The 23,050-nt window shown below is 66.7% G+C and carries 20 protein-coding genes and 1 pseudogene; 11 read left to right on the forward strand and 10 right to left on the reverse strand.

Annotation, left to right across the window (positions count from 1 at the left end; genetic code table 11):
- Positions 1 to 24: 24 nt before the first annotated feature.
- Complete coding sequence (locus QQG74_RS21475; RefSeq protein WP_341716555.1) at positions 25 to 2,253, reverse strand: hypothetical protein; 2,229 nt, start codon at positions 2,251 to 2,253, stop codon at positions 25 to 27.
- A gap of 1 nt (position 2,254) precedes the next feature.
- Positions 2,255 to 2,836 (reverse strand): toll/interleukin-1 receptor domain-containing protein, encoded by a 582-nt coding sequence (locus QQG74_RS21480; RefSeq protein ID WP_341716556.1) that lies wholly within the window; start codon positions 2,834 to 2,836, stop codon positions 2,255 to 2,257.
- Positions 2,837 to 3,797: 961 nt separating this feature from the next.
- Between QQG74_RS21480 and QQG74_RS21485 the strand changes: the two genes are divergently transcribed.
- Entirely contained in the window at positions 3,798 to 4,682 is an 885-nt protein-coding gene (locus QQG74_RS21485; protein WP_341716557.1) for a hypothetical protein, read from the forward strand.
- 119 nt (positions 4,683 to 4,801) lie between these two features.
- Entirely contained in the window at positions 4,802 to 6,175 is a 1,374-nt protein-coding gene (locus QQG74_RS21490; RefSeq protein ID WP_341716558.1) for an IS4 family transposase, read from the forward strand.
- A gap of 89 nt (positions 6,176 to 6,264) precedes the next feature.
- Here the strand turns inward: QQG74_RS21490 and QQG74_RS21495 are convergent, their stop codons facing one another.
- From QQG74_RS21495 to QQG74_RS21505, 3 genes are all read right to left on the reverse strand, one after another.
- Positions 6,265 to 7,044 carry a transposase family protein gene (locus QQG74_RS21495; RefSeq protein ID WP_341716559.1) on the reverse strand — a complete coding sequence of 260 codons (780 nt, stop codon included), beginning with the start codon at positions 7,042 to 7,044 and terminating at the stop codon, positions 6,265 to 6,267.
- 80 nt (positions 7,045 to 7,124) lie between these two features.
- Entirely contained in the window at positions 7,125 to 7,487 is a 363-nt protein-coding gene (locus QQG74_RS21500) for a hypothetical protein (protein ID WP_341716560.1), read from the reverse strand.
- Between the two features lie 79 nt (positions 7,488 to 7,566).
- Complete coding sequence (locus tag QQG74_RS21505; RefSeq protein ID WP_341716561.1) at positions 7,567 to 7,926, reverse strand: class IV adenylate cyclase; 360 nt, start codon at positions 7,924 to 7,926, stop codon at positions 7,567 to 7,569.
- Positions 7,927 to 8,701: 775 nt separating this feature from the next.
- Between QQG74_RS21505 and fxlM the strand changes: the two genes are divergently transcribed.
- From fxlM to QQG74_RS21530, 5 genes are all read left to right on the forward strand, one after another.
- Positions 8,702 to 9,940 (forward strand): methyltransferase, FxLD system, encoded by a 1,239-nt coding sequence (gene fxlM / locus QQG74_RS21510; RefSeq protein ID WP_341716562.1) that lies wholly within the window; start codon positions 8,702 to 8,704, stop codon positions 9,938 to 9,940.
- Between the two features lie 15 nt (positions 9,941 to 9,955).
- A complete protein-coding gene (locus QQG74_RS21515; RefSeq protein ID WP_341716563.1) occupies positions 9,956 to 10,102 on the forward strand; it encodes an FxLD family lanthipeptide in 147 nt (48 codons plus the stop codon).
- A gap of 73 nt (positions 10,103 to 10,175) precedes the next feature.
- A complete protein-coding gene (locus QQG74_RS21520; protein WP_341716564.1) occupies positions 10,176 to 12,917 on the forward strand; it encodes a lantibiotic dehydratase in 2,742 nt (913 codons plus the stop codon).
- Positions 12,914 to 13,990, forward strand: coding sequence for a lanthionine synthetase C family protein (locus QQG74_RS21525; protein ID WP_341716565.1), 1,077 nt, complete (start codon positions 12,914 to 12,916; stop codon positions 13,988 to 13,990). Before QQG74_RS21520 ends, QQG74_RS21525 begins: the two co-directional genes overlap by 4 nt.
- 15 nt (positions 13,991 to 14,005) lie before the next feature.
- Entirely contained in the window at positions 14,006 to 14,797 is a 792-nt protein-coding gene (locus tag QQG74_RS21530; RefSeq protein ID WP_341716566.1) for a thiopeptide-type bacteriocin biosynthesis protein, read from the forward strand.
- Positions 14,798 to 14,888: 91 nt separating this feature from the next.
- Here QQG74_RS21530 and QQG74_RS21535 read toward each other — a convergent pair.
- A pseudogene (locus QQG74_RS21535) lies at positions 14,889 to 14,993 on the reverse strand (transposase); the annotation flags it as partial.
- Between the two features lie 700 nt (positions 14,994 to 15,693).
- Here QQG74_RS21535 and QQG74_RS21540 point away from each other — a divergent pair.
- From QQG74_RS21540 to QQG74_RS21555, 4 genes are all read left to right on the forward strand, one after another.
- The gene (locus QQG74_RS21540; RefSeq protein ID WP_341716567.1) at positions 15,694 to 16,209 is read left to right on the forward strand and encodes a hypothetical protein; all 516 of its coding nucleotides are present in this window, start codon (positions 15,694 to 15,696) and stop codon (positions 16,207 to 16,209) included.
- On the forward strand, positions 16,167 to 17,210 hold the full coding sequence (locus QQG74_RS21545; protein WP_341716568.1) for a pentapeptide repeat-containing protein: 1,044 nt from the start codon (positions 16,167 to 16,169) through the stop codon (positions 17,208 to 17,210). Before QQG74_RS21540 ends, QQG74_RS21545 begins: the two co-directional genes overlap by 43 nt.
- 195 nt (positions 17,211 to 17,405) lie before the next feature.
- Positions 17,406 to 18,293 carry a sugar phosphate nucleotidyltransferase gene (locus QQG74_RS21550; protein ID WP_341716569.1) on the forward strand — a complete coding sequence of 296 codons (888 nt, stop codon included), beginning with the start codon at positions 17,406 to 17,408 and terminating at the stop codon, positions 18,291 to 18,293.
- Between the two features lie 122 nt (positions 18,294 to 18,415).
- Positions 18,416 to 18,541 (forward strand): hypothetical protein, encoded by a 126-nt coding sequence (locus QQG74_RS21555; protein ID WP_341716570.1) that lies wholly within the window; start codon positions 18,416 to 18,418, stop codon positions 18,539 to 18,541.
- Between the two features lie 366 nt (positions 18,542 to 18,907).
- On the opposite strand, the gene QQG74_RS21560 is transcribed toward QQG74_RS21555, so the two are convergent.
- The 4 genes from QQG74_RS21560 to QQG74_RS21575 form a co-directional block, all read right to left on the reverse strand.
- Positions 18,908 to 20,215 (reverse strand): hypothetical protein, encoded by a 1,308-nt coding sequence (locus QQG74_RS21560; protein ID WP_341716571.1) that lies wholly within the window; start codon positions 20,213 to 20,215, stop codon positions 18,908 to 18,910.
- A complete protein-coding gene (locus QQG74_RS21565) occupies positions 20,212 to 20,922 on the reverse strand; it encodes a GGDEF domain-containing protein (protein WP_341716572.1) in 711 nt (236 codons plus the stop codon). Before QQG74_RS21565 ends, QQG74_RS21560 begins: the two co-directional genes overlap by 4 nt.
- Before the next feature lie 217 nt (positions 20,923 to 21,139).
- A complete protein-coding gene (locus QQG74_RS21570) occupies positions 21,140 to 21,886 on the reverse strand; it encodes a hypothetical protein (protein WP_341716573.1) in 747 nt (248 codons plus the stop codon).
- A gap of 101 nt (positions 21,887 to 21,987) precedes the next feature.
- Entirely contained in the window at positions 21,988 to 22,989 is a 1,002-nt protein-coding gene (locus QQG74_RS21575; protein ID WP_341716574.1) for a DUF4192 domain-containing protein, read from the reverse strand.
- Positions 22,990 to 23,050: the final 61 nt, after the last annotated feature.

Here is a 23,050-nt window from a genome sequence, read left to right on the forward strand (position 1 = left end):
GCTGGAAGCCACGTGCCATTTCTTCTACTCCAGGTTCGTGGTCTCTGTCTCGAGTTGGCCGAGGTATCCTTTGACGGCGCTCGCGGTTCTTGTCAATGGTTGTAAGTGATCAGGGCTGCGCCATTGATCAACCAAGTGGCGTACGGTATGCCGCATCCGCTCGTCTTGCTGATATACGGCGCCAATCAGATATGTGAACGCCCGCCGCATCGTCTGGTTCTTCTCGGCCATGGCAGCCCAGTCGGTGAGGGTTGTGATGGCTTGGTCACGGAAGGTCCAGGACTGTAAGGAATTTGCCCACAGGAGGCACAGCGTGCCCCGCAGCCGCCGGTCGCCATCGGCGAGGACGAGCAGGACCGGCCACAACTCCGGTACTCCGCGGTGGTCGTCATCCGTCTCGGCGATCAGCGACCTTGCTGCATCGAGGAACGCCCACTGCGCCGCCGGCTCGCGCCGGTAGTTGGGCAACCACTCGCAGAGCGCCGACAGGATCGGGCTCACGAGTCGACAGTCAGCCCGCCCAGCGAGATCGGAGAGGCTGCGTGCGACAGAGAATCGGACCTCGCGCCTGTCGACGACGGCAAGTCTGCCGAGCCGATCGATCAACCACGTCGGGTCCGTCGAAGCAAGACTTACGCCGTAGGCCCGGGCCGCCGTGGCCCGCGTCCATGTATTGCTCCGGATTCCGCCGTGCCATTCCTCGACGAGACGCACGACGTTTGCTGCCGTGGAGGTGGTCGCCGCGGGGACCCGGAGGGCGTTCGCGACCGCCTCCCGGCGCAGGTAGTCCTCGTCTCGCGCCCAGGGGGCGAACATTCGGTGATGCAGATGGTCGAAGTTTCGAACGGATAGCAGTCCGAGGGCTGTCGCTGCACGAATCCGGACGCGCTCCGGCTGCTCCTTGGTCGATGCCAACTCGAGCAACCAGTCGGTGATCGCCTCGGTAAACCCGACCCGACGCCAGAAGTGCTGGATGACGCGCCGGGGATATGTCCGTTCAGAGTACTCGACGGCTTGGACGACGGTGCGGCCGAAGGAGCCCCGGGTATACACTTCCCGCAGGCACGCGCGGAATTCTTCTAGTCGATTTCGGTCACCAGCCCGACCGACGTCTATTGATTTGCTTCTCGTGATGTCTAGTTTTGACAGCAGCACGCTCCCCATTTCCGTAACCTTTTCATGGGGCATTCCGTCGAGTACCGCAAGGGCGACGGCAAAGCAAATGTCCTCGGGGTCCGTGAACCCGTCGAGCCAAATGGTGAAGTCGTCGGCGTTTCGTCGCGCCATTCTGTCCCGCACGAGCGTTATGTTGGTCTTGCCCTCCTGGGTAGCGCGCTGGACGAGTTCGGCGAAAGTGGCTGCCCGTCTGCGCGGCAACCGTGGCACTAGGTCGTCGATGGCCCGACCCACTTCATCCTGCTCGAGCACCTGCTCCGCCTGGTTGCCGAGGCGCCAGCGCAGGTGGCTCTCGACTATGGCCCGATGCGTCGGAGGATCGAATCCTGGAAGGCGGTGGTCGAGCGCCTCCTCGTCCGCGAGCCGGGTATCGGGACCGACGATGATGACGAGCCGCGCCTTGGCCTCCATGAGAAGGTGGTCCAGGTTCCGCAGTTGGCGCCCGGAGACAACCATCGCTACCTCCGGTTCGACTACGAGACCGGCGCCCCTGATTCGGCCGTCCGGCTGCCGCCGCTCCGCCTCGATTGCATCGGCAAGTTGCACGATATCCACGGCGGGATCCAAGAGGTAGATCGTGTCATGGGCCGCATCCAGCAGCAGTCTGATCGCTAGTGTGGTTCTGCCGTGGCCAGCCGAGGCCTGCATGAGGGAGGTGTTTCGAGTCTCGAAGTCTGCCTGCAACTTTCCCATGACTCGGGGCGGTACGAACGCGGCGCGGGCCGGCTCCAGCAGCAGGGGAGACAGACGGTGCATTCGCGCGGGTGTCTCGCTCCGGCCGAAGGTAATCATGTATTTGTCGCCGCCAACCAGGTCGCCTTGGATCAGCACCTGCTCCGCTTCTTCCAACCACTGTTGGCGCCGAGTCGCGTCTCCAGGGTCAGTCTCTGTCGCGTCGGCCGGCGCAGTTTCTGTACCGGCCGGTCCCACACGACCATTCGCCTTATCCGCGCCGCCGGTCTTACGGCCCGCCCCTGAGGCAGCGGTCTCGGTGCCGGCGGGGGTGGCTGTCTCCCGGTGCGGGCCCCCCGCGTCCGGTCCAGGATCGTCCGCAGTGGTATCCGGCTTCTCACTCATCTCAGGTCACGTACTTGGAGCCGTTGACGATGTCTCCGCCCACTCGTACGCGTCCGTTGAAGGTAATGCCGCCGGTCCCAGCTGGGTTGTCCGACCGCTTTGCGCGGGTGTCGGGACCGCTGCTGGCCAACACAAGCTCGTCGAGTCGGTCGAGCAGGCATCCGAGGTCCCGATCCGCGCTACGATGACGCAGGGTGAGGTACTGCTTGTGCTCAAGCGCGGCGAGCGAATCCGGCAGGACGCCGCCGGACGGCTTTGCGGCACCGCCCACGAGAACAGGAATGATCGGAATTTCGATCTGGAGGGCAAGTTCAATTTCCTGTCGCACGAAGTCATCCATGAGATCTACACGACGTTTGCCCTCCGCATCGGGAGCCAGCCATTTGGGGCCGACGACGACAACCATCGCCAAACATTTGGCAAGCTGACCCCACAGTATAGGCCGGAAGTCGACTCCGAGTGGAATGGACCTGCTGTCGAGGAAGGACGCACCCTCCCCCAGTCGCTCATCGATGCTCTGCGCCAGCAGCACGGCAGCCGATGGATCATCACTGTTCCGATAGCTGATAAAAACCTTTGCCATTGCGCTCTACTCCAGAGGTGGATTTGCATCTACGCCAGGGGCCCCGGATTGACATTCGGCAGAGTACTCCTCGGGCGCCCACTTGGGTATGCGCCAACGCTCGGCCTGCCCTGTCGAACGCACACGTATGGATGATCGGCTCGCAGAGGGGGGAAGTCCAGACGATGCCCGTTGCCCGCCAAGAGAAAAACGGGATACCTCGTCCGACATCCCTAAACCTCTGGTCCTCGATCGCACCCCGACGACCATGCCCGCTGCAACCATCCAGCCGAACGCGACCGCAGATGCCAGTTCAGGCCACTGCAGGGCCGCCGAGGTGGCAGTGACGCCGAGAGCAACAGCACCACAACGTCGTATCAAACTAAGGCCAATGAGCTTCGTCGCCATCGTCGTCCAATCGTTGGTATCGGTCACCGCTTTCGGCTCTTCCATCGAGTTGAATGCCTCGTGTAGCCTCGCCTCAGCAGGTCGCCAATAGCAGCATGCACCGCCACGGGGTCAGCGGACAGTTGTTGCCCAGCCAGTCACTTCCCAGGCAACGGGAGACGAAATGCCTCGAAACGCCGAAAAGAAAACACAGTCATTCGGAACTGCGTTGCGGGAGCGTCGTAACGCCGCCGGGCTGTCGCTCACGGAGCTAAGTCAGCTGGTTCATTACAGTAAGAGCTACCTCAGCAAGATCGAGACTGGGTTGAAAGTTCCGAGCCTGGATCTGGCGCGCAGGTGCGACGCGCAGTTGGGTGCACGTGGAGCCCTAGCCGCGCTCGCGCCGGAGACGCGACCGAGCCCCTCGCCGCCTCCGGCAGGCACGGCGGATGTCTGGACGATGGGTCTCAGCCCTGACGGACACAGCGAGTTCAGTGGCCGGCACCGACAAGGCCCTCACACAACCGGGGTAGCCACCGTTTACACGTGGAGGCTGCAGCCGACCTCCGGCCCGCGACACACCGAAGGCGAAACCTTGCCCGCCTTCCTGACGATATTCCAGGAGTCACGCCGTCTCGGACAGACCATCGCACCAGCGGCACTGATCCCGATGCTGATCGCGCAGACCAACGCCCTCCGCGTCATGGCGCCGCAGGCGAGGTCCGACGATCGGGCTCGCATACTCACCCTCGCCGCGCGCTTCGCCGAGTACACGGGCTGGATGGCCCAGGAGGCCGGCGACGACGGGGCGGCGATGTGGTGGACCGATCACGCTTGCGACCTCGCCGAGGCAGCGGGGTACCACGATCTAGCGGCGTACGCACTGGTCCGACAGGCGCTGATCACGATGTACCGACACAATGCTCCCGGCACCGTCGAACTTGCGCAACTAGCTCAGGAGCAGACTGAGAACCCCAGGATCTGTGGGCTGGCCGCGCAGCGTGAAGCCCAGGGACATGCCATCGCCGGTGATTACGACGCCTGTCTGAGGGCTCTCGACCGCGCCCGCGATCTGCTGAACGTGCCCGGTGAAGACGACGAACCCATCATCGGCACGTCAACCGTCGACGATCCGGTCACCCTCGCGACCGCTTGGTGCCTTCATGATCTTGGACGTCCGGAAATGGCGGTCGAACTCTTCGATGCCGCAATCCGCCGTATCCCCGTACACGCTCACCGAGCGAGAGCCCGCTACACGGCTCGGTGGGCGCTTGCGTTGGCCGCCGCCGGAGAGACAGAGCGGGCATGCCACGAGGTGAAGCCCGTCCTAGAAGCCCTCGCCCGCGCGGACTCCGCCACAATCCGCGTGGACCTCCGTCGGCTCGCCCAAGAACTTGCGCGGGCACACCACAAGGCGGCGGTTCGGGAACTGGCCCCCCGCCTTGCCTCGGCCCTCCACGCCGGCGCCCTCCACACTTGATCGACTGTCGATTCAGGCCACCCGGTTGATTGAGGTGCGACACCAGCGCATCGGCTACCTGGGCTGGATCGGGCCCCGAACTGTAACGCGGGTAACAGGTCGTTGACGAGTACCACGACGTGCCGCAGAATGGATCGCCCCCGCGTGCGCGGGGAGCACGTACGGTCACGGTAGCTGCCGGGCCGTTCGCCGCAGGTCATCTCGGTGAACTGACCCGTCTGCTGCCGTTCGAGATGGTCGATGACGTGCTGGCCGCGACTCGGCGTACACAGCAACGGGTCCGTCTGTTGCCGGCCCGGGTGGTGGTGTACCTGCTGCTGGCCGGTTGTTTGCTCGCCGATTGCCGCTACCGGCAGGTGTGGGCGAAACTCGTCGCCGGTTTGCGCGGGCTGCCGATGCCCGATCCCAGTGGCAGCGCGTTGCGACAGGCCCGGCAGCGACTCGGAACTGCCCCGTTACGGGCGTTGTTCGACTTGCTGCGCGGCCCTGCGGCTACCGGTGCTGTCGCTGGAGTGTGGTGGCGGGGTCTGCTGCCGGTCGTCATCGATGGCACCGTGCTCACCGTCGCGGACTCGACAGCAAACCTGCGTCGCTACGTCAAACACCGGTGCAACAACGGCGGCTCCGGCTACCCGCGACTGCGGCTGAGCGCGCTGCTGGCCTGCGGCACTCGCTCGGTCATCGACGCCGTGTTCGACCCGATCGCCACCGGCGAGACCGTCCAGGCACGGCAGCTTGCCCGCAGCCTACGCGCCGGGATGCTGCTGCTGGCCGACCGCAACTACTGCGCCGCCGACCTGATCACCACGTTCACCACGACCGGAGCGGACCTGCTGATCCGCTGCAAGACCGGCCGCAGGCTCCCGTCGCTGCGCCGCTACCGCGACGGCTCCTGGCTGTCAGTCATCGGCGGCCAGCACGTCCGCGTGATCGAGGCCCGGATCAGCATCACCACCACCAACGGCACCCACACCGGCGACTACCGGCTGATCACCACCCTGCTCGACCCGCACCGCTACCCGGCCGCCGACCTCGTCGGCCTCTACCACCAGCGGTGGGAGATCGAAACCGCCTACCTCGAACTCAAATCCACCGTCCTCGGCGGCAAGGTCCTACGCGCCCGCACCCCCGACGGCATCGACCAGGAGATCCACGCCCTGCTGATCGTCTACCAACTACTACGCACCGCCATGGTCGACGCCACCGACAGCCGACCCGGCCTCGACCCCGACCGCGCCAGCTTCACCACCGCCCTCAACGCCGCCCGCGACCAGGTCGTGAACGCCGCCGGTGTCATCGCCGACACCGTCATCGACCTGGTCGGCGTCATCGGCAAACGCGTCCTGGCCAACCTGCTGCCTGACCGCCGTATCCGCACGAAAACCCGCATGATCAAACGCTCGAACTCCAAGTACCAGGCCCGCGGGCCGCACGTCGACCGCCGCACCTACAAAGCCACCACCAGCATCGACGTCATCACCAACGACCCTTGACCAACCAGCCATCGCCCTAACTGAACGGCGTTGGTTCTAAGGGACGTCTCGTAACTAGGTGCAGGCGTTGCCCGGCACCGGTTCAGCGGTCAGCCGGTGAGGATGATGTTGTGCAGGTTCGCGATGCCGGAAGCGGCGTCGGCCAATGTGTGGGCGGCGCGGCGGTAGTCGCGCAGGATCTTGAAGCACTTCATCCTGGCCAGAGCGTGTTCGACCCCAGCCCGAACAGTGCGATGCTCGACGTTCAGGGCTTGCTTCCAGTCCGGAAGGTCGCTGCCGTCGGAGGGCTTGCGGTACGGCATGATCACTTCGGGATTGCCACGGTAGCCGCCGTCGGCCATCACCGGCCGTCCGTCCAGCTTCTCGGCGATGCCCGAGCTGCGGTAGACGATGGTGTCGTTGCGGTTGCCGGGCTGCGGTTCGCCGACGGCGATGACCAGGCGGGTGGAGGCGTCAATGGCGACCTGCAGGTTCGTCGAGTACCGGTAGTTCTTGCTCCGGGCGGCCAAGCGGTGGTCGCGGGTCGGGACCAGAGTCCCGTCGACGATCGCTATCTGCGCGACCGGCCGTTTACGCACTGGCGCCAGGGCCAGCAGCGGCGCGAGGGTGTCGATGACCCGGTGTGCCGCGGAGTGCGACACCCCGAACAGCGGGCCGATCTGGCGCATCGTCAGGTTCGTCCGCCAGTACGCTGCGACCAGCAACAGCCGATCCGGCAGGTCGAGAGCCCACTGTCGGCCCGGCCGGCCATCAGCGATGCTGTCGCCGCCACGCTCGGCGACCAGCCGGACTAGCGTGCGGAACTGGGCGGGCTGCAGCCCGGTGAACGGAAAGATCCACTCCGGGCGGGCTGCCGTGATCACCTGCACCCAGGCATCCTGCGCCACCATCCTCAACAGACAGACTCCGGGGCTACGAGGTGTCGCTTTGCAGAGTTTTCGTCAGTCAGTCAGTCAGCGCCTGCGCCGGCCCGCCTTGCATAGCCGCATACGTCGTGCACCCAGTAGTCCAGATACCTGGCCACGTCCTCGCGATCGGCAAGGTCCAGCGATAGCCACTCCCGCGCCGCCCGGACCATCTCAGCTGCGGCCTGCTCATGCTCGTCAGGCTTGAGCTCCACCCAGTCGGTAAGTTCGCCCCAGATGAGGTACACGTAGCCGGCCGGATCCACCTCGATCGACGCATGCGCAGACACCCCGTGGATGTCCAGCGCTACCTCGTAGGGATCCTCCGCGGCGATGAGACTCTCGGCCAGCGCGGTGACCTCCCGCATGTATGCCACCTCGGCGTCATCCTGCGCTGGGCCCGTCATGCCCCGAGGATCGCATCCGGCTGCGAACCTCGCTCGGATTTACGAGACGTCTCTTAGGACAGGGTCTGCGCCGCCCGGATCAGCGAGTCGTAGGTGTCGGTGGTGTCAGTGGCACCTCCAGCATCGTGGCGAACCGGTGCATCTCTTCCTGAACTTGCTCATTGCACTCGCCGCCGTCCACCAAACGCTCGATCTCCAGGAAGATGCCGATTCCGTCGACCTCGTCCACACACAACGACATCTGCCCATATGTCGCTGTGCGGCGTGTCTTGCGGATCCGGACCGTCGGGTAGAAGCCCATCTGCTGGACGGCGGCGTGCATCTGTGTCCGGTCGGCTACCTCGGTCTCGTGCTCTACACCGAACAGCTCGTTGGCCACCGGCGTTTTCACGGTCAGCAGATGCCGGCCGCGCTCGGTCCGCAGACGCGCGAACGGCACCCCAACCTTGGGCTGCCGTACTCCCAGCCGATCCGCGCGTACGCCTGATCATCCTGTGTGACTGGAGTCGACAAGACGATGTCCCGCGCTGCCAGCGCAGTCTCCAGGGCACCAAGATCCGCGACCCGGTACTTGACCTCCACCTCGCAAGCGACCACCGCCGTCATCTGCGCCCGTGGTACCTCGATGCCCGTCACGGCGTCGCAGCCTACGACCCGCACCGCTCCCCTACACCGCGCCGCGCCGGCAGCACGTCAGACCAGGCTCGCCTCGCGTCGCTGCCTGGGTGGATCGTGTCGAGCGCGGCGTTGACGGCATCGGTCAGTTCGGTGCGGGACATGCTTTGGCCAGGTCGTACCGGCGAAGGCAGACGCTGCCGGGCAGCGATGAGGACGCTGCTCGGCCTGATCGTGGTCTCCGGGTGACGAGGCACGGGTCTCTCCCCTCAGCCCCAGCGTGCCGGCCCTGCCGACTACGCCACCGACCATCCAGATCATCTACGTCCGACGCCGTGGCGCGGGAGCCGGGACGGGCTGACCGGAAGGTCGGACCGCAGGTCGGTATTCCTCGGCTAGGTCACGATGGGTGATTGTGTAAAGCGTAGTCAGTGAGGTCGGGCGGCAGGTGGCCGCTCTACCGTCTGGGCTCGTCAGCCTGGATCACTTGCGGGCTGGTGGCTGTGTTGCCGAAGTCGTGTGCACCCCTCGGGCGACTCTGCCGGTTGGCGGTCCGGTCGGGTGGAGCGGCTGTAATGAATAGGGAGAGTGGCGCGTCCATGGGTGTCGACACGGTGAGCAGCGAGAGCCTGCGTGGTGCGATGGTCGACCAACTGGTCGCTGATCATGAGGCCAAAGGGTTGACGATGCGGCCCGAGGTGGAGGCGGCGTTGCGGGCAGTGCCCCGCGAGTTGTACACGCCGGGTGTCTCGGCCGAGGAGGCGTACCGCAGCGACATCGCGGTGGTCACCAAGCGGCGTGGTGACGAGTCCGTCAGCTCGGTGTCGGCGCCGTGGTTGATCGCGGAGATGCTCGGGCAGGCGGTCGACGCCCTCGACGGCGGCTTGCGGGGCCGGCATGTGCTGGAGATCGGGTCGGGTGGCTACAACGCGTCGTTGCTGCGCGAGTTGGTGAGCCCGTCGGGTTCGGTCACGACGGTGGACATCGATCCCGAGGTCACAGAGCGGGCGGTGGCATGCCTGGCGGCGGCAGGATACGGCGACGTCACGGTGGTGTGCGCTGACGCGGAACAGCCGATCACCCCGAGCCGACGCTTCGACCTGATCATCGTCACCGCCGGGGCGTGGGACATTCCTCCAGCCTGGATGGCGCAGCTCGTCGACGGCGGCGTGCTGGTCGTGCCGGTGCGGACGTTCGGGATGACCCGGTCGTGGGCGCTACGCCGCGTGGGCGACCGGCTGGTCAGCGACAGCCATCGCCTGTGTGGGTTCGTAGCGATGCAGGGCGCCGGGGCGCACGAGCTGCGGTACGTCGACGTCGCTGAGGGTGTTCACCTGCGGCTTGACGAGGGCCAGCAGGTCGACCCGGGCTCGGTCGGCGGGCTGCTGTCCCAGCCGCGCGAGCAGGCATGGGCTGGGTTGAGCCTGCCGCCTCGTACCGTCCTGGCCGACCTGGACCTCTGGCTGGCGGCTCGTCTCGCCGGGGAGGTGGACCACTTCGTGGTGCTCTCGGCGCAGCAGGAGGCCGTGGATGCCGATCTCGTGGCCCCCGCCTGGCGGTTCGGGACGCCCGCCGCCCTGCACCAGGGCACCTTTGTCTACCGGTCGGCACTGCGCTGGACCGGCGACACGTTCGATGTGGGCGCGTGCGCTCACGGGCCGCAGGCTAGTGCGGCGGCCAGGCGGATGGTGGCGCAGATGCGCGCATGGGTGGACGGCGACGAGCCGGCACCGGTGCTGCACGTCGTCCCTTCAGGTACTCCCGACGGCGACCTGCCGGCCGGGACGGTGCTGGACAAGCGGCACAGCCGCTTGGTCCTCACCTTCACCCCCGCATAGGAAGGAAAAACGCGAGTGCAGAACACGGAACTCGACGAGTTCGACCTGGACATCACGCTGGTGGATGCCGGTCCCGCCGCCAGCGGGTACGCCACCAGCACCGACGACGGCTGCGGCTCGGGTAACACGGGCTCGAACGCCTGCTCCGGCGGCGGCAAGTAACCGACCTTCACCCCTCCCGAGGGCCCGGCGTCCCCCGACGCCGGGCCCTCCCCTTCCCCCTGGGTGGTGCATCGTGGTTCCCGCAGCTGGTGCGGCGCTGATCAGAGTCGCCGCCTACCCGGACAATCTGATCCTGCCCGCCTGGCCCGACCTGACATGCGATCAACCGGAGCAGTGGCAGCAGTGGCTGACCACGGTGTGGGCGCTGCCGGGCTTCGCAGCAGCGGTGGCCTACGCCACCCCGCAACTGGCCACACGGATCACGCGGGCGGTGACCGGTGAGCCGGTCCCGCAGCACCGATCACGGCGTGTGGTCGAGTCAGCAGTGCGGTACCTGCTGAGGTGGACCACCCGGGCGACACCATTCGGCACCTTCGCCGGAGTCGCGCCGGTCGAGTTCGGTGCCCGCGCGAGCGTCCGGTGGGGCGAGGCCCACCGGGTGGTCGTCCGCCCCGATGGGCAGGTCATCGCCGAACACGTCGCGCGTGCCGAGGAGGACCTGGCGGTGCTTCGCCGCGTCGCGGTGGTGACGAACTCGGTGGGATACCGGCGCGGCGAGGTGTGGGTGCTGCCCTGCGCCCACGCCGACGACGATCGCCGGTGGGATGTCGAGATCCGCCTGACCAGGGCAATGCGGGCCGCGATCCAGGCGGCGATGTCTCCCATCCCGTTCGGTGTGCTCGCCGCGCGTCTCGCCGGACCGTCGGGTGCAGTGGAGGCGGTCGAGCGGCTGCTGGCGTCGCTGGTCCGCGCGGGTGTGCTGCTGTCGGCGCTGCGGCCGGCGATGACGGTCACCGACCCGGCCGCTCATCTGGCCCGCCATGTCCCAATACCCGGCGATGGCGATCGGGTCGCGGTTGACCTGAGGGTCGACACCTCGGTGACCCTGCCGCCGGCGGTGCTGCGAGAAGCCGGCCGTGCCGCGTCGACGCTGGCGGCGTTGGCGCCACCGATGGCCGCCTGGGTGGAGTATCACCGGGCGTTCATCGAACGGTGGGGTCCGGGTGCCGCCGTGCCGCTGCGCGATGTGCTGCACGTGCTGGGTCTCCCCGCCGGATACCGAGGTTCCATCCGGCGCGTACCGCCGGTGTTCTCCGCCCGCGATAGGCTGCTCGCGCAACTGGCCCAGCAGTCGGCGTTGCACGGCGGCGCGGAGGTGGTCCTCGACGACGAACTGATCGGCCGCCTACGAGCCGGCGACGAGCGGCCACCGATCCCGCACACCGAATTGCGGTTCGCTCTCGCCGCGGCGACGCCGCAGGACCTGGATCGGGGTGCGTTCACGTTGACGGTGCTCAGCGGAGCCCGCCACGCCGGAGTGTCCGCCGGCCGGTTCCTGCACCTGCTCACCGACGCCGAACGGGCGTCGTTCCGGCACGTCTACCGCAACCTGCCGACGGCCCTACCCGGGGCGGACACGGTGCAGCTGTCCGGCCCGCCGCTGGACGCCCGCCTGACCTCGGTCGCCCGGACACCCGACGTGCTGCCCGTCCTACCCATCGGCGATTTTCATCCCAACCCGCAGTGGACGCTGGACGATCTCGCGGTGACCGGCGACGGCCAACGCCTGTGGCTGGTGTCGCGCACCACCGGCCGACCGGTCGAGCCGCTGCTGCTCAACAGCGTGCTGCTGCCCGGTCTCCAGCAACCGCTGATGCGGTTCCTGACCGAGATCTGGGCGGCAGGGACGGCGCCGTGCAGCAGATTCGACTGGGGACACGCCAGCAGTTTGCCGTTCCTGCCCCGCGTCCGACACGGACGCAGCGTCCTGCATTCCGCCCGATGCATCATCGACCAGTCCGCTCTTGCCTCGCGTGCGGTGCCCTGGCCGCGGTGGCGCGACGCCTGGCAGCGATACCGCGAACACCACCGGCTCCCCACCGAGATCCTGGTCGGCGACGACGACACGCAGCTGCGCCTGAACCTCGACGACAGCGCCCACCTCGTGGTGCTGCGCAGGCACCTGGACCGGCATGCCCGTACCGTCGTCACCGAGGCCCCCGGCCCGGCCGGCTGGATCGGCGGCCGACCCGCCGAACTCCTACTCACCCTCACCGACAGCACACCGGCCATAGGGCCGCGCCGGCCGGTGCGGGCCGCGACCACTGTGCGGCATCGGCCCGGGCCGTCACCGTGGCTGGAGGCCAGACTGTACGGCCGATGCGACGACATCCTCACCAGCCTCGCCCCACAGGCCGATCATCTTCTGCCTGCAGGCTGGTGGTTCCTGCGGTACCCCGACCCCGAACCCCACCTGCGGCTACGCATCCCACTGCGACACGCCGACCAATTCGCTGTCACCGCCACAAGCCTCGCCCAGTGGGCCCACGACCTGGAACACGACGCCGCGCTGCACGACTACCACCTGCACACCTACCGACCCGAAACCCGCCACGGAACCGGACCCACTCTCGGCGCCGCCGAGGCGGTGTTCGCCGCTGACTCCCGCGCCGTCCTGCGGCGGCTGGCAGGCGACCGTCAGGCCACCACCGCCGCCACGATGATCGCCATCGTCGACGCCTTCACCAACGACGGATGGCGCTGGCTCACCGCACACATCCCCCACCACCGCGGCCCGCGACTCGACCCCACCCAGCTTGCCCTCGCCCGCATCCCCTACCGCGACGACGGCCTGCACACGGCGCTGACCACATACCGGCACCTGGCACACGCCGACGATCTCGACCCCGACCACGTCCTGGCTGACCTGCTGCACCTACACCACGCCCGCATGATCGGCGTCGACAGCGACTCCGAACGACATTGCCTGCGCCTGGCCCGCGCCGTCGCCCGCACCCACCAGGCAACACCATGACCGCAGCACAATCCCTCGCCGACGGTGCCGCCGGCGTCGCCCTCCTCCACCTGGAAACCGGCAACCGGGCCGCCGCGTACGCCGCCCTGCGGGCCGCCACCGCCGGCGGTGTCAGCATCGCCGCCGGCGCGAGCCTCTTCTACGGCGCCCCCGCCCTCGCCTTCGTCCTCGCCGGAACCCACCACCCCGGCGTCGACCGGGCACGAACCATCGCCGCAGCCGGAACCGACACAGTGACCCGCCGGCGGCTGGACGCGGCACACCGCCGCATCGACTCCCGCCAGCAGCCGCACTACGCCGAGTACGACCTCATCCGCGGCCTCACCGGCCTCGGCGTCACCCTGCGCCGGCTCAACGAACACCACCTGCTCCGCCACGTCCTGGAATACCTGGTCCGGCTCACCGAACCCCTCAACGACCTCCCCGGCTGGTGGTGCGTCAACGGGCCCGACCGCAACCAGCCACCACCCGCCGGAGGCCACGCCAACCACGGCATCGCCCACGGCATCACCGGCCCCCTCGCGCTCCTCGCCCTCACCCTCCGCGAAAACGTCACCGTCGACGGACACGCCGCAGCGATCAAACGAATCTGCCGATGGCTGGACACCTGGCAACAGGACACCGTGAACGGCACCTGGTGGCCGCAGACCCTCACCCTCGACGACCTTCACCACCGCGCACCGGCACAACAACAACCACTACGTCCCTCCTGGTGCTACGGCACCCCCGGCATCACCCGCGCCCAACAACTCGCCGCCATCGCCCTCGACGACACCACCCGCCAACACCTCGCCGAGACCGCGTTCACCCGCTGCGTCAACGACCCCGCACAAATCCGCCGCCTCACCGACCGCAGCCTCTGCCACGGCACCGCCGGACTCCTCGCCACCGGCCGCCGCATCACCACCGACGCCCTCACCCCCACACCCCTCGACCAGCTGACGCGCCTGCACCAGCACACCACCCCCGCCGCCGACGAACCAGCTGGACTCCTCGACGGCGCCGCCGGCTGCGACCTCGTCACCGCCTCCACCACCTCCACGTCGTGGGATGCCTGCCTCCTCCTCAACTGACCGAAAGGCCCGGTGATGGAACAGACGAACTGGAAACAGATCAACATCCACTACCCGGGACACAGTCGACAAGAACGCGAACACCAGGCGATCCCCCACCTCAGCCAGGTGCTACCCGACGCCGAAACCGCCGGCCTCATCACCTCATGGTGGTTCATCCGCAAAGGATCATGGCGCATTCGCTACCTACCCACCCCGAGCAACGACCACAGCCCCGCCCCTGACCTGATAGCCAAGGGAATCCCCTGGACAAGCGACATCTACGAACCCGAAACCCACGCCTTCGGCGGACCCAACGCAATGGACACCGCACACACCCTGTTCCACCACGACAGCCGCCACATCCTCGACTACCTCCACCACCACCCGACCGACCGGCGGGAACACTCACTCATCCTCTGCACCACCCTCATGCGCGCCGCAGGACTGGACCTCAACGAACAAGGCGACGTGTGGGCACGCATCGCCACCCGCCGCAGCGAACACCCCAACCGGCCTCCTGCCCCCCGCACTGATGCCTGGGAAGCCTTCACCAGCAGAGTTCACCACCTGCTAGTCGGCACACCCCGCAACATCAACGACTGGCACAAAGCATTCGAGGACGCCGGAGCGGCCCTTCAACACCTACGTGAAACGGGCAAACTAACCCGCGGAATCCGCACCGTCATCACCGAACACGTGATCTTCCATTGGAACCGAATCGGAATACCCGCCGCCACCCAAGCCACACTCGCACAAGCAGCCACGGACGCCATCCTCGGCAGCCCTTCGGCATCGTGCAGCAGGCAAGCTGGCCAGCTTTCGTAGACGCAGTCCCGGATCAGGTTGAAAGCGTCGCGGAAGTCAAGGTCGAAGAACTCACGGTCCTTGCCCACCCGGTAGGGCCCCCGGCCGGGCATATCAGCGCGTTGACGTAGACGATCGGGTAGACCTCGTCGAGCGGACGGTGCTGCCACGTCTTGACCTCATCGAGGACCTCGTCGGCGATCGCCGAGATGGTGTCCAGGCGCGTCCTCCGCCCGCAACACCGCGTTCTCCCGCCGCAACCCGGCGTTGTCCCGCTCCAACTCGGTGATCCGCGCCTCTAACCGGGCAAGCCGCTCAAGCAAATCCACGATGGACGGCAATCCAGACCTCCCACCGAAATCCAACCCGAATGCCCCAGGTCAAGCCGACCTGCCGACGAGCACCTGACCATCACCTTCGGCCTACTGCAGAACAACATCCTCTCAGAGGCCACGTCAGGCAAAGAGGAGATCGCTAGCGCCATCGCGAGAAGCTCGAAGAGCGAACCTGCAGCCCAGAGCAGCGACAGGGTTCGGCCTGCACCCCGGCCCGCACGGTTGTGCGGCTCTGCGGCGACCTCAGCGGTCTCACGGAGTGCCGTCGCGGTGGCCTGGTACGCTGTGGACAGAGGTTACCCACATCGCGGTGGGCACAGAGGAGCGATTGTCATGTACCCGACTGCGCTCACCGCCGTTGTTGAGCCGATCGCAAGCGCTAGCCCGTAGGTCATGGCTGTTGCTGTCGCCGTGCGGTCGCAGAAAAGATCATCATCACCGCCTTGGCTCTTCGTGGCGCCGATCCGAAGGACCGGCCCGGCATCATCAAGGCTGTGGCCGAGCTGTCGAAGCGGACGATCGCACTGGGGATTAAGCCACCCGGGCGGCCCCCGGCGCTGGCCAGATATAGGGTGTTCGGCTATGCCCCGGCATAAACTGCCAGCGAAAGACAAGATCGATTTGTCATCCACGCGAATCGAGACGCTTCGTCGTCAGATCATCACCGAGAAGCTCGGTGATAAGTTGATCATATATCTCTGCTGGACCTGGCTGGCTCCGCTCGCCGCCATTGTCGCTGGTTCACTCGGAGGCATCGAAGCGATCAAGCCAGCAGCCGTATACACGTTTAACATGGGTGTCGTCCTCGCCGGTGTCGGTGAGCTCTTGACGAAGAGTGCCGAGTTGCATAGGCGGATGCACGTCCTCCTTTTGTGCAGTATGTGCTTGTTGATTTCATTGATGGTGGTATGGGTGAAGGCATCTAGCAACGCCTCTGGCACCGGCCTTGCCTCCGAGTGGCGGTCCGTCATGGTCGCAAGCGCGTTGACCGCGACCGTTGTCGGCGCCGACATAGTCATCGGCGTCACCCGCGACGCGTACGAGGAGGTGAAGTCATGGACAAAGGAAGCATCGCCGCCTTCGTCGCCGGCCTCGTAGGACTTCTCGCGGCGATCGTCTCCCTCGTCCTCAGTCGCAGTGCGATAAAGCAGGCGGAGCTCAGTCGGCGGGACTTCGCTGCGATCTTCAGACGGGCGCTCGGAGCGGACGCTCACCAAGAGTTTGTCGGCCAGTATGCGAAGTCGATAGAACAACTAGGATCTAACATGGCGGCCGCCCGGCTCGGGGGATTGCACGCCCTTGAAGCACTGGCAATTAAATATCCCGACGAGCGGCAGACGATTGTGTCAGTCCTCTGCGCATATCTTCGAATGCCCTTCGATTTCGATCCATCGAGCCCTCGGGGCGGTAGTGAAACTGAAGAACTTGCAGTCAGAACTTCAGCACAACGGATCATCACGACCCATCTCCGAATGCCTGGCACCGAATCGGCCGGCGAGGTTGGGAGCGTTACGCCACACGATTTCTGGCCCGACATAGAGCTCGACCTTACCGGGGCCGTCCTTCAAGACTGGAACCTTGAGTTCTGTGATTTGCGGCGGGCAACATTCGCTGAAGCGACGTTCCTGGGCCCGGCCCGCTTGTCAGGTGCTTCCTTCTTAACTGGCGTTGTATTCGACGGCGCACTATTCGTCGAAAGTGCCGATTTTGATGGTGTTGCGTTCGGTGGTGAGGCCCGATTTAACGGTGCCACCTTCTCCCAAGAAACCGGGTTCCGATCGGCGAGTTTCCGGGGCGATGCAGGCTTTCAAGGGGCGACCTTCAACGGGGACGCGGATTTTCGCGGTGCCAAATTCGAGGGATACGCCCGCTTCCAGGGTGCCGCCTTCGTCGCGAACGCAATCTTTGACGGAGCTTCGTTCGCTGGGAGCGCACGCTTCCTCGAAACGTCGTTTTCTCGCCACACGTCATTCGTCGGCGCGAAGGTAAAAACCGGCGACGGCCGTAACGATGCCTGGCCGCCTGGTTGGGGTATCAGTTCGGGTGACCAGTCCGGAACTGCAAAGCTGGTCCAGCGAGGCCAAGCGCTTGGACCTTAGCCAACCAGGGAGAATGAGAAGAAGCAGACCAGCGTCAATTACACCTAAGGGACGTCTCGTAACTCGGTGAAGGCGTTGCCCGTGGCCGGGTTGGTGCTCACCGCGCCAGGGCGATGTTGTGCCATGAAGGGTCCAAAGGCGCCCCGACAGAAATCAACCCCGATCCGTCATACATGTGCACCCGCTACCCGCCCCTTGCGTACACTGGCGATCTACGCAGCCAGAAATCGCGAAGGGGACGACCAACCCGTGGTAACGAAAGCCATCATCGCCGTTGCTGGATTCGGCAGCAGAATGCTTCCCGTCGCGAAAACCATCAACAAATGCATGCTGCCCATCCTCAACAAACCCGTCGTGCAATATGCCGTCGAGGACTGCGTGCGCGCCAACATCAACCAAATCGCCATCGTCACCGCGCCCGGCCAAGCCGGATCGCAGGTACGCCACTACTTCACCGCCGACCCCGACACCGAGGCGTACTTCCACGAACGCGGCTGGGACGACAAGTGGGCCCCCGCGGCCCACCTCCAGGATCTCGCCGAGTTCACCTTCATCGAGCAACCCCGCGATGACCGGTACGGCACTGCCGTGCCCGCGATGATCGCCCGAGACTTCATCGGTGACGACGATTTCCTGCTCCTGACCGGCGACGACCTTCTTCTGCGCCACGACGGCGGCAGCGACCTCGCCGATCTCGTTGCCCGCCGCCAACAAGCCGGCACACCGGCCGCGCTCGCCGCAGCCACCGTCGACGGCAGTCAAGCCCACCGATACGGTGTCCTGTCCACCCGCAACCACGACGCCGAGACGCACATCCTCATCGGCATGATTGAGAAACCCCAGGACTGGCCGAAGCCCATCTGCTACATCAACATCAGCCGTTATCTTCTGCCCGGCGAAATCACCAGCTACTTCGACCAACTCACGCCGAACCCCGTCACCGGCGAATATCAGACCACCGATGTCATCGAGGCGTACGCCGCCGAACATGACATCCTCGTTTCACCCACCACCGGCAGCTACTACGACTGTGGCAACCTTACCGGCTGGCTCGCGGCGAACAACGCAGCCGCCAAACTATAGGAACACCCACAACACCGCCGCAGAACGTCTCTTACTCGACCCCCATTCCAGCTCGGAATCGCGACAGCATGTAAACAGGGGCGCGGGGAGGTAGCACGTTGTGGCACGCGCGACGTTCGACGATGCGGATCTGGTGTCGTGCCGGCCTCGTTCCGGTGATGCGCCTGGCCCAGCAGGCCGGCCTGTATGACGCGGTCGCGCAGCGGGTGAGCCGGCCGGCGGACAAGGGCGCGAACGCGGCCGGGTAGGTCGCCACCATCGTGGCGGTGCTCGCGGGCGCGGACAGCATCGACGACCTTGACATCGCGGGGTGGCAAGCGCTCGCTGTTCGGCGGTGTGTAGGCGCCGTCGACGCTCGGGTCGTTCCTGCGCACTCTCACCCACGGGCACGTTCGCCAGTTGCAGGCGGCCGCCCGCGACACCCTGATCGGCCTGGCGAGGGGGGTGCCGATTCTGGCCGGTGTACACCGGTACAGCAGTAAGGTCGTCCTTGGTGCGGCTCGTCCGTGCGGAGAATCTTCGGCCCTCTGAAATGCAGAAAGATCAGTTCCTTGCGGGGTTGAGCCCCGGAGGCATAGGCAGTTGCGTCTACGCCTCCGGGTTCTGTTCAGGTGTCAGCTGTGCTCAGTGCCGTTTCGGCGGGTGGTTCCGAGGATTCGTACGGTCGTGCTGGCTTTGATGGGTTTGTCTTCGGGGCCGCGGATCTGGGGGTCGAGGTAGATCAGTCGGCGTTGGGTGCGGCCGGGGCCGTAGGGCTGGTTGCGCCAGTGGCCGCGTACCCACCAGCGGTACTGGTGTTCGCGGCCGGGTTGGTTGGTGGGTTGTCGGTCGGTGTGGGTGTTGGCGGTTGTGGCGGTGCCGCGGATGCGGACGAGGCGTACCTCGGGGGCGGGTCTGCCGGTGCGTTGGTATGCCTTGCGGATGGCCTTGTCCGCGGTGACGGTGGTGGTTTCGGTGAGTTTCTGGCCGATGAGCAGCCAGGTGGCGATGACGGCGCTGGCCGGGCTGGTGGTGTCGATGACGTCGTCGGGTCGTAGGTGCGTGGTGTAGTGGGGTAAGAGCCAGCCGACTTGTTCGCGGAGTCGTTGGAGTGGGCCGGCTGACAGGCCGGTGCCGATGCTGCGGTAGCAGATGATGCGGATGCCGTCGGGGTTGGTGGTCCAGGTTGCGGCGGTGAGGTCGGCGCGGTGTCCGACGGGTTGTGCCCAGGCGATCAGGCCGTGTGGGGCGGGTGCGTCGGCGGCGGTGACCGTGGTGGTGGGTAGCGATGCTGCCGCGTGGGTGGTGAGTTCGGTGAATTCGCGGTCGATCCAGTAGAGCCGGGCGGCGTCGAGGCTGGCGGCGAGTTGGTCGCGAAGGTCGGTGTTGTTGAGGCCGAGTGGTAGTTCGTCGTGGCTGCGGATGAGTTGGGCGAGTCGGTCTCGGATCTTCGGCAGGATCGGTGCCGGTAGTGGTGTCGGTTGCCAGTGTCCGATCGTGGCGAGGGCGCGGCCGGGTAGGACGCTGTCGACGACGGCCTGTTGCATCGTGTGGAGGTTGTCGATCACCTGTGGGTCGAATGGCACTCCGGCGCGCATGATCCGGGCGGAGAGGCGGGGTACGTCGCGGGCTTGGACGAGGTCGGCGCATTCGATGCAGGCCGACCAGTTGGAGCCGTAGCGCTGGATGAGTTGTTCGGTGTCGGCGATGACGACCATCTCGACCGGGTTGACCCGGAACGTGTACACGATCTTGTCGTCCGAGCAGAAGTCGCACACGTGGTGGGTGTCGATCTGGTCGGCGGGTACCGGGTCTGGATCGTGGTCGGCCCGTTCGGAGGTGGGGTGGGTGTAGTGCGCTTGGCCGGTGTCGAGGTCGAGGTAGCGGTTGAGCAGTCTGCCGCAGGTGCGGCAGGCGATCTGCTGGGCCGGATCGATGCTCATTGGGCCGCCTCTGCGCCGGGCTGCCCGTCGTTGTCGGCGGGACGTTGGTCCCGGCGGCGTAGTCCGTATCGTTCGGTATTGCGGGGCATGCGCATCTCGGGGCGGTAGATGCGGTGAGTGCCTCGCTGCTGTTTGGCGTGGTACATGGCGATGTCGGCTCGGTGTAGGGCGGTGTCGGTGAAGCCGTCGGTGCTGTCGACCAGGGCGACGCCGATGCTGGCGGTGACGTTGATGACGGTCAGGTCGCCGTCGACGAAGAGGCGGGTGGGTGCGGCGATGCCGGCGACGAACCCTTCGGCGGTACGGGCGGGCTCGTGGCCGTGAGCGGGGAGCAGGACGGCGTACTCGTCGCCGGCGAGTCGGGCAGCCACACCGCCGTGCAGGTCGGCGAGTTCTTCGATGCGGTCGGCAATCTCTACGAGGAGGTCGTCGCCGGTGTCGTGGCCGTGGGTGTCGTTGACGGCTTTGAAGCCGTCGAGGTCGATGAGGATGACGATGATCGGTTGTGGGGTGGTGGCGAGGTGGGTGTGGGCGGCGGAGAGGCCGGCGCGGTTGAGGAGTCCGGTGAGGGGGTCGTGGGCGAGTTGCCAGGCGGCGTCGGTGAGCGCGGCACTCAGACGCCGCGTCTCCGCGATCATGTGACGGGCCCAGGCGCCGAAGGCGAGCGCCACGGCGATGGTGGCGATCACGGCCAGGGTGGTGAACACTGGGTTCCTCCATTTCTGGTGGAGAACCCGGGACGCGCACGTTGTCTAGGCGCTGGCGTCCCGGGTCCAGATACGACGACGGCCCGCCGATGGCGGGCCGTTTCGAGTCAGGCCGGGTGGCCTGAGGTGGGGTGTGCGTGGGGTGCCGGCCGGATCGGTCCGGCCATGCCCGGTGGTGGGGTGCGCGGTTCGGGCGACAGGGCCCAGTGAGGTGTGGTCAGGTCGGTAGGTCGCGCAGGAGGTGGTGGGCCAGCCAGCCGCGTGCGGTGGGCAGGACGATCACGTAGGTCGCGCCGGCGCGCTGGGCGGGTTCCCACAAGCGGTCGGTTGGTGGGTTGACGGTGGCGACGATGACGAGGCCCCGGCAGGTCAGTGGGCGGCGGATCCGGGTGAGGAGGTCGGCGCCGATGATGATCAGTGGTCGGCGGGTGGCGTAGCGGCGGCCGTCAGGGACGGAGTCGGCGTAGTCGAATTCGCAGCCGGCGTCTTGTTCGACGGCGTGCAGTTCGGCGCGCAGCAGCCGGCTGCCGGTGATGGCGACGGCCGTGCACCTGTGTCCGGAGGTGCTGGGTGACCTTCGTACGGTGTGGTTTTCGTGCTGCGTGGCCGGCGGGTGGAGGGTCGTGGTGGGTGCGGCGCGGCCGGCCTGTCGTGGCGTCGGTATGTCAGCGAGGCCGAGGGATCGGGCGCGTCGGGTCGGGTGGGTGGCCTGGTCGGTGTGGAGTGTGGTGGCCAGGTCGTCGGGGATGACGGCGTAGGGTTCGACGGCCCGAAGCACCTCGGCCGGGTCGAGGATCGTCTCGATCAGGCCGAGTTGCAGCGTCTTCGGCTGGTTGTCGGGGTCGGCGGGCGGGTCGGTGGCGTGGTCGACGAGGGTGGCGAAGTAGGTGCGGTGCGGGTTCCAGCCGACCTGGATGGTGTAGCGCTCGTATCCGGCTTTGGGTGTGAGGGTGTAGAGGCTCATGGCTTCCTCTCTGAAGGTGTGCGGAGGTGTCACGCGGGTGACGTCACGGCCGGCGCGCCGTGCCTGCGGGTGGTCGCGGGTGTGCGCCGGTGTGGTGCGGGTCACGGGTCAGAGCGGTCGGTACGGGCCTCGGCGATGGCCTGCTCCAAGAAGGTGGGTGCAAGTCCGGCGTGCAGCGCCTGTCGCAGCAGGCCGGCAAGCCGATACGTGGGGTCGATCTGGAGAGCGTGTTCGGCTGCCATGGCGGCCAGAGCGCCGTTACCGCAGCGCCACGCGGTGAGGGCGAGCAGGGTCGCCGGTGCCGGCACGAGTAGTTCGTCGGCGCGGCGGGTGACATCAGCCCAGAAGGTGACGTGCTGGTCGGTTGGTTCAGTGAGGTCCACGGCAAGATCCCGTACGGACGGCCGCGCCAGCAGCATGCTCAGCCAGGCGGTCTCGTCATCGGTCAGTGGCTTGTCGTGCTGCCGCAGGGCGTCTCGGAGCGCCTGCGCGCCGGCCTCGTCGACGGCGGCCATACCGGCTGCGAGCAGCCTCTCCATGCGCGTGGCGGCGGCGTCGGTGGCGCGTCGCATGCTGTCGCGGGCGGCACCGTCTACGGGTGCGAACCGGGCGGCGACGGCGGTCCGGTCCGGGAAGGCGACCAGCCCGACAGCGGTGGCTTGGGCAGCGATCAGTGAGGCGGTCGGGTCGAACGGGGTCCCGTCCGGTGGGCAGCAGGCCGGGTTGTCGCAGATGAGGGTGAAGAACCGGGTGCCGGTCACCCGGATCAGTTCCCGCACGGTCATGCCGTCGGTGGTGAACGTCTCGTCGATGGTGTGCAGGGCCGGGTCGATGCGGTCGGCGGCACCGTAGCCGACGATGATGACGTCGGTGATCGCCTGTTGCCGCCGCACGACGGGAACCATGTGGCCGGCAAGATCGACGATCTGGTGCGCGGGAGCGTCGGGGGCGGGCAGGTCGGAGCGGGCGGCGAAGACGACCCGGTGGCCGCTGGTGGCGATGATGACGATGCTGTCGTCGTCGGGGCGGAAGCCGAGCAGGTACGGCACGGCGGCCACCACATCGGCCGGCGAGCGCAGGGTCAGCTTGTCGGGAAACGACACGAGAGACTCCTTGAGTTTGTCGGTGCGGAACATCGATGGGCGGAAGAGAGGGCCGGGCGAG

This window comes from Micromonospora sp. FIMYZ51, assembly GCF_038246755.1.
Lineage (GTDB): Bacteria > Actinomycetota > Actinomycetes > Mycobacteriales > Micromonosporaceae > Micromonospora.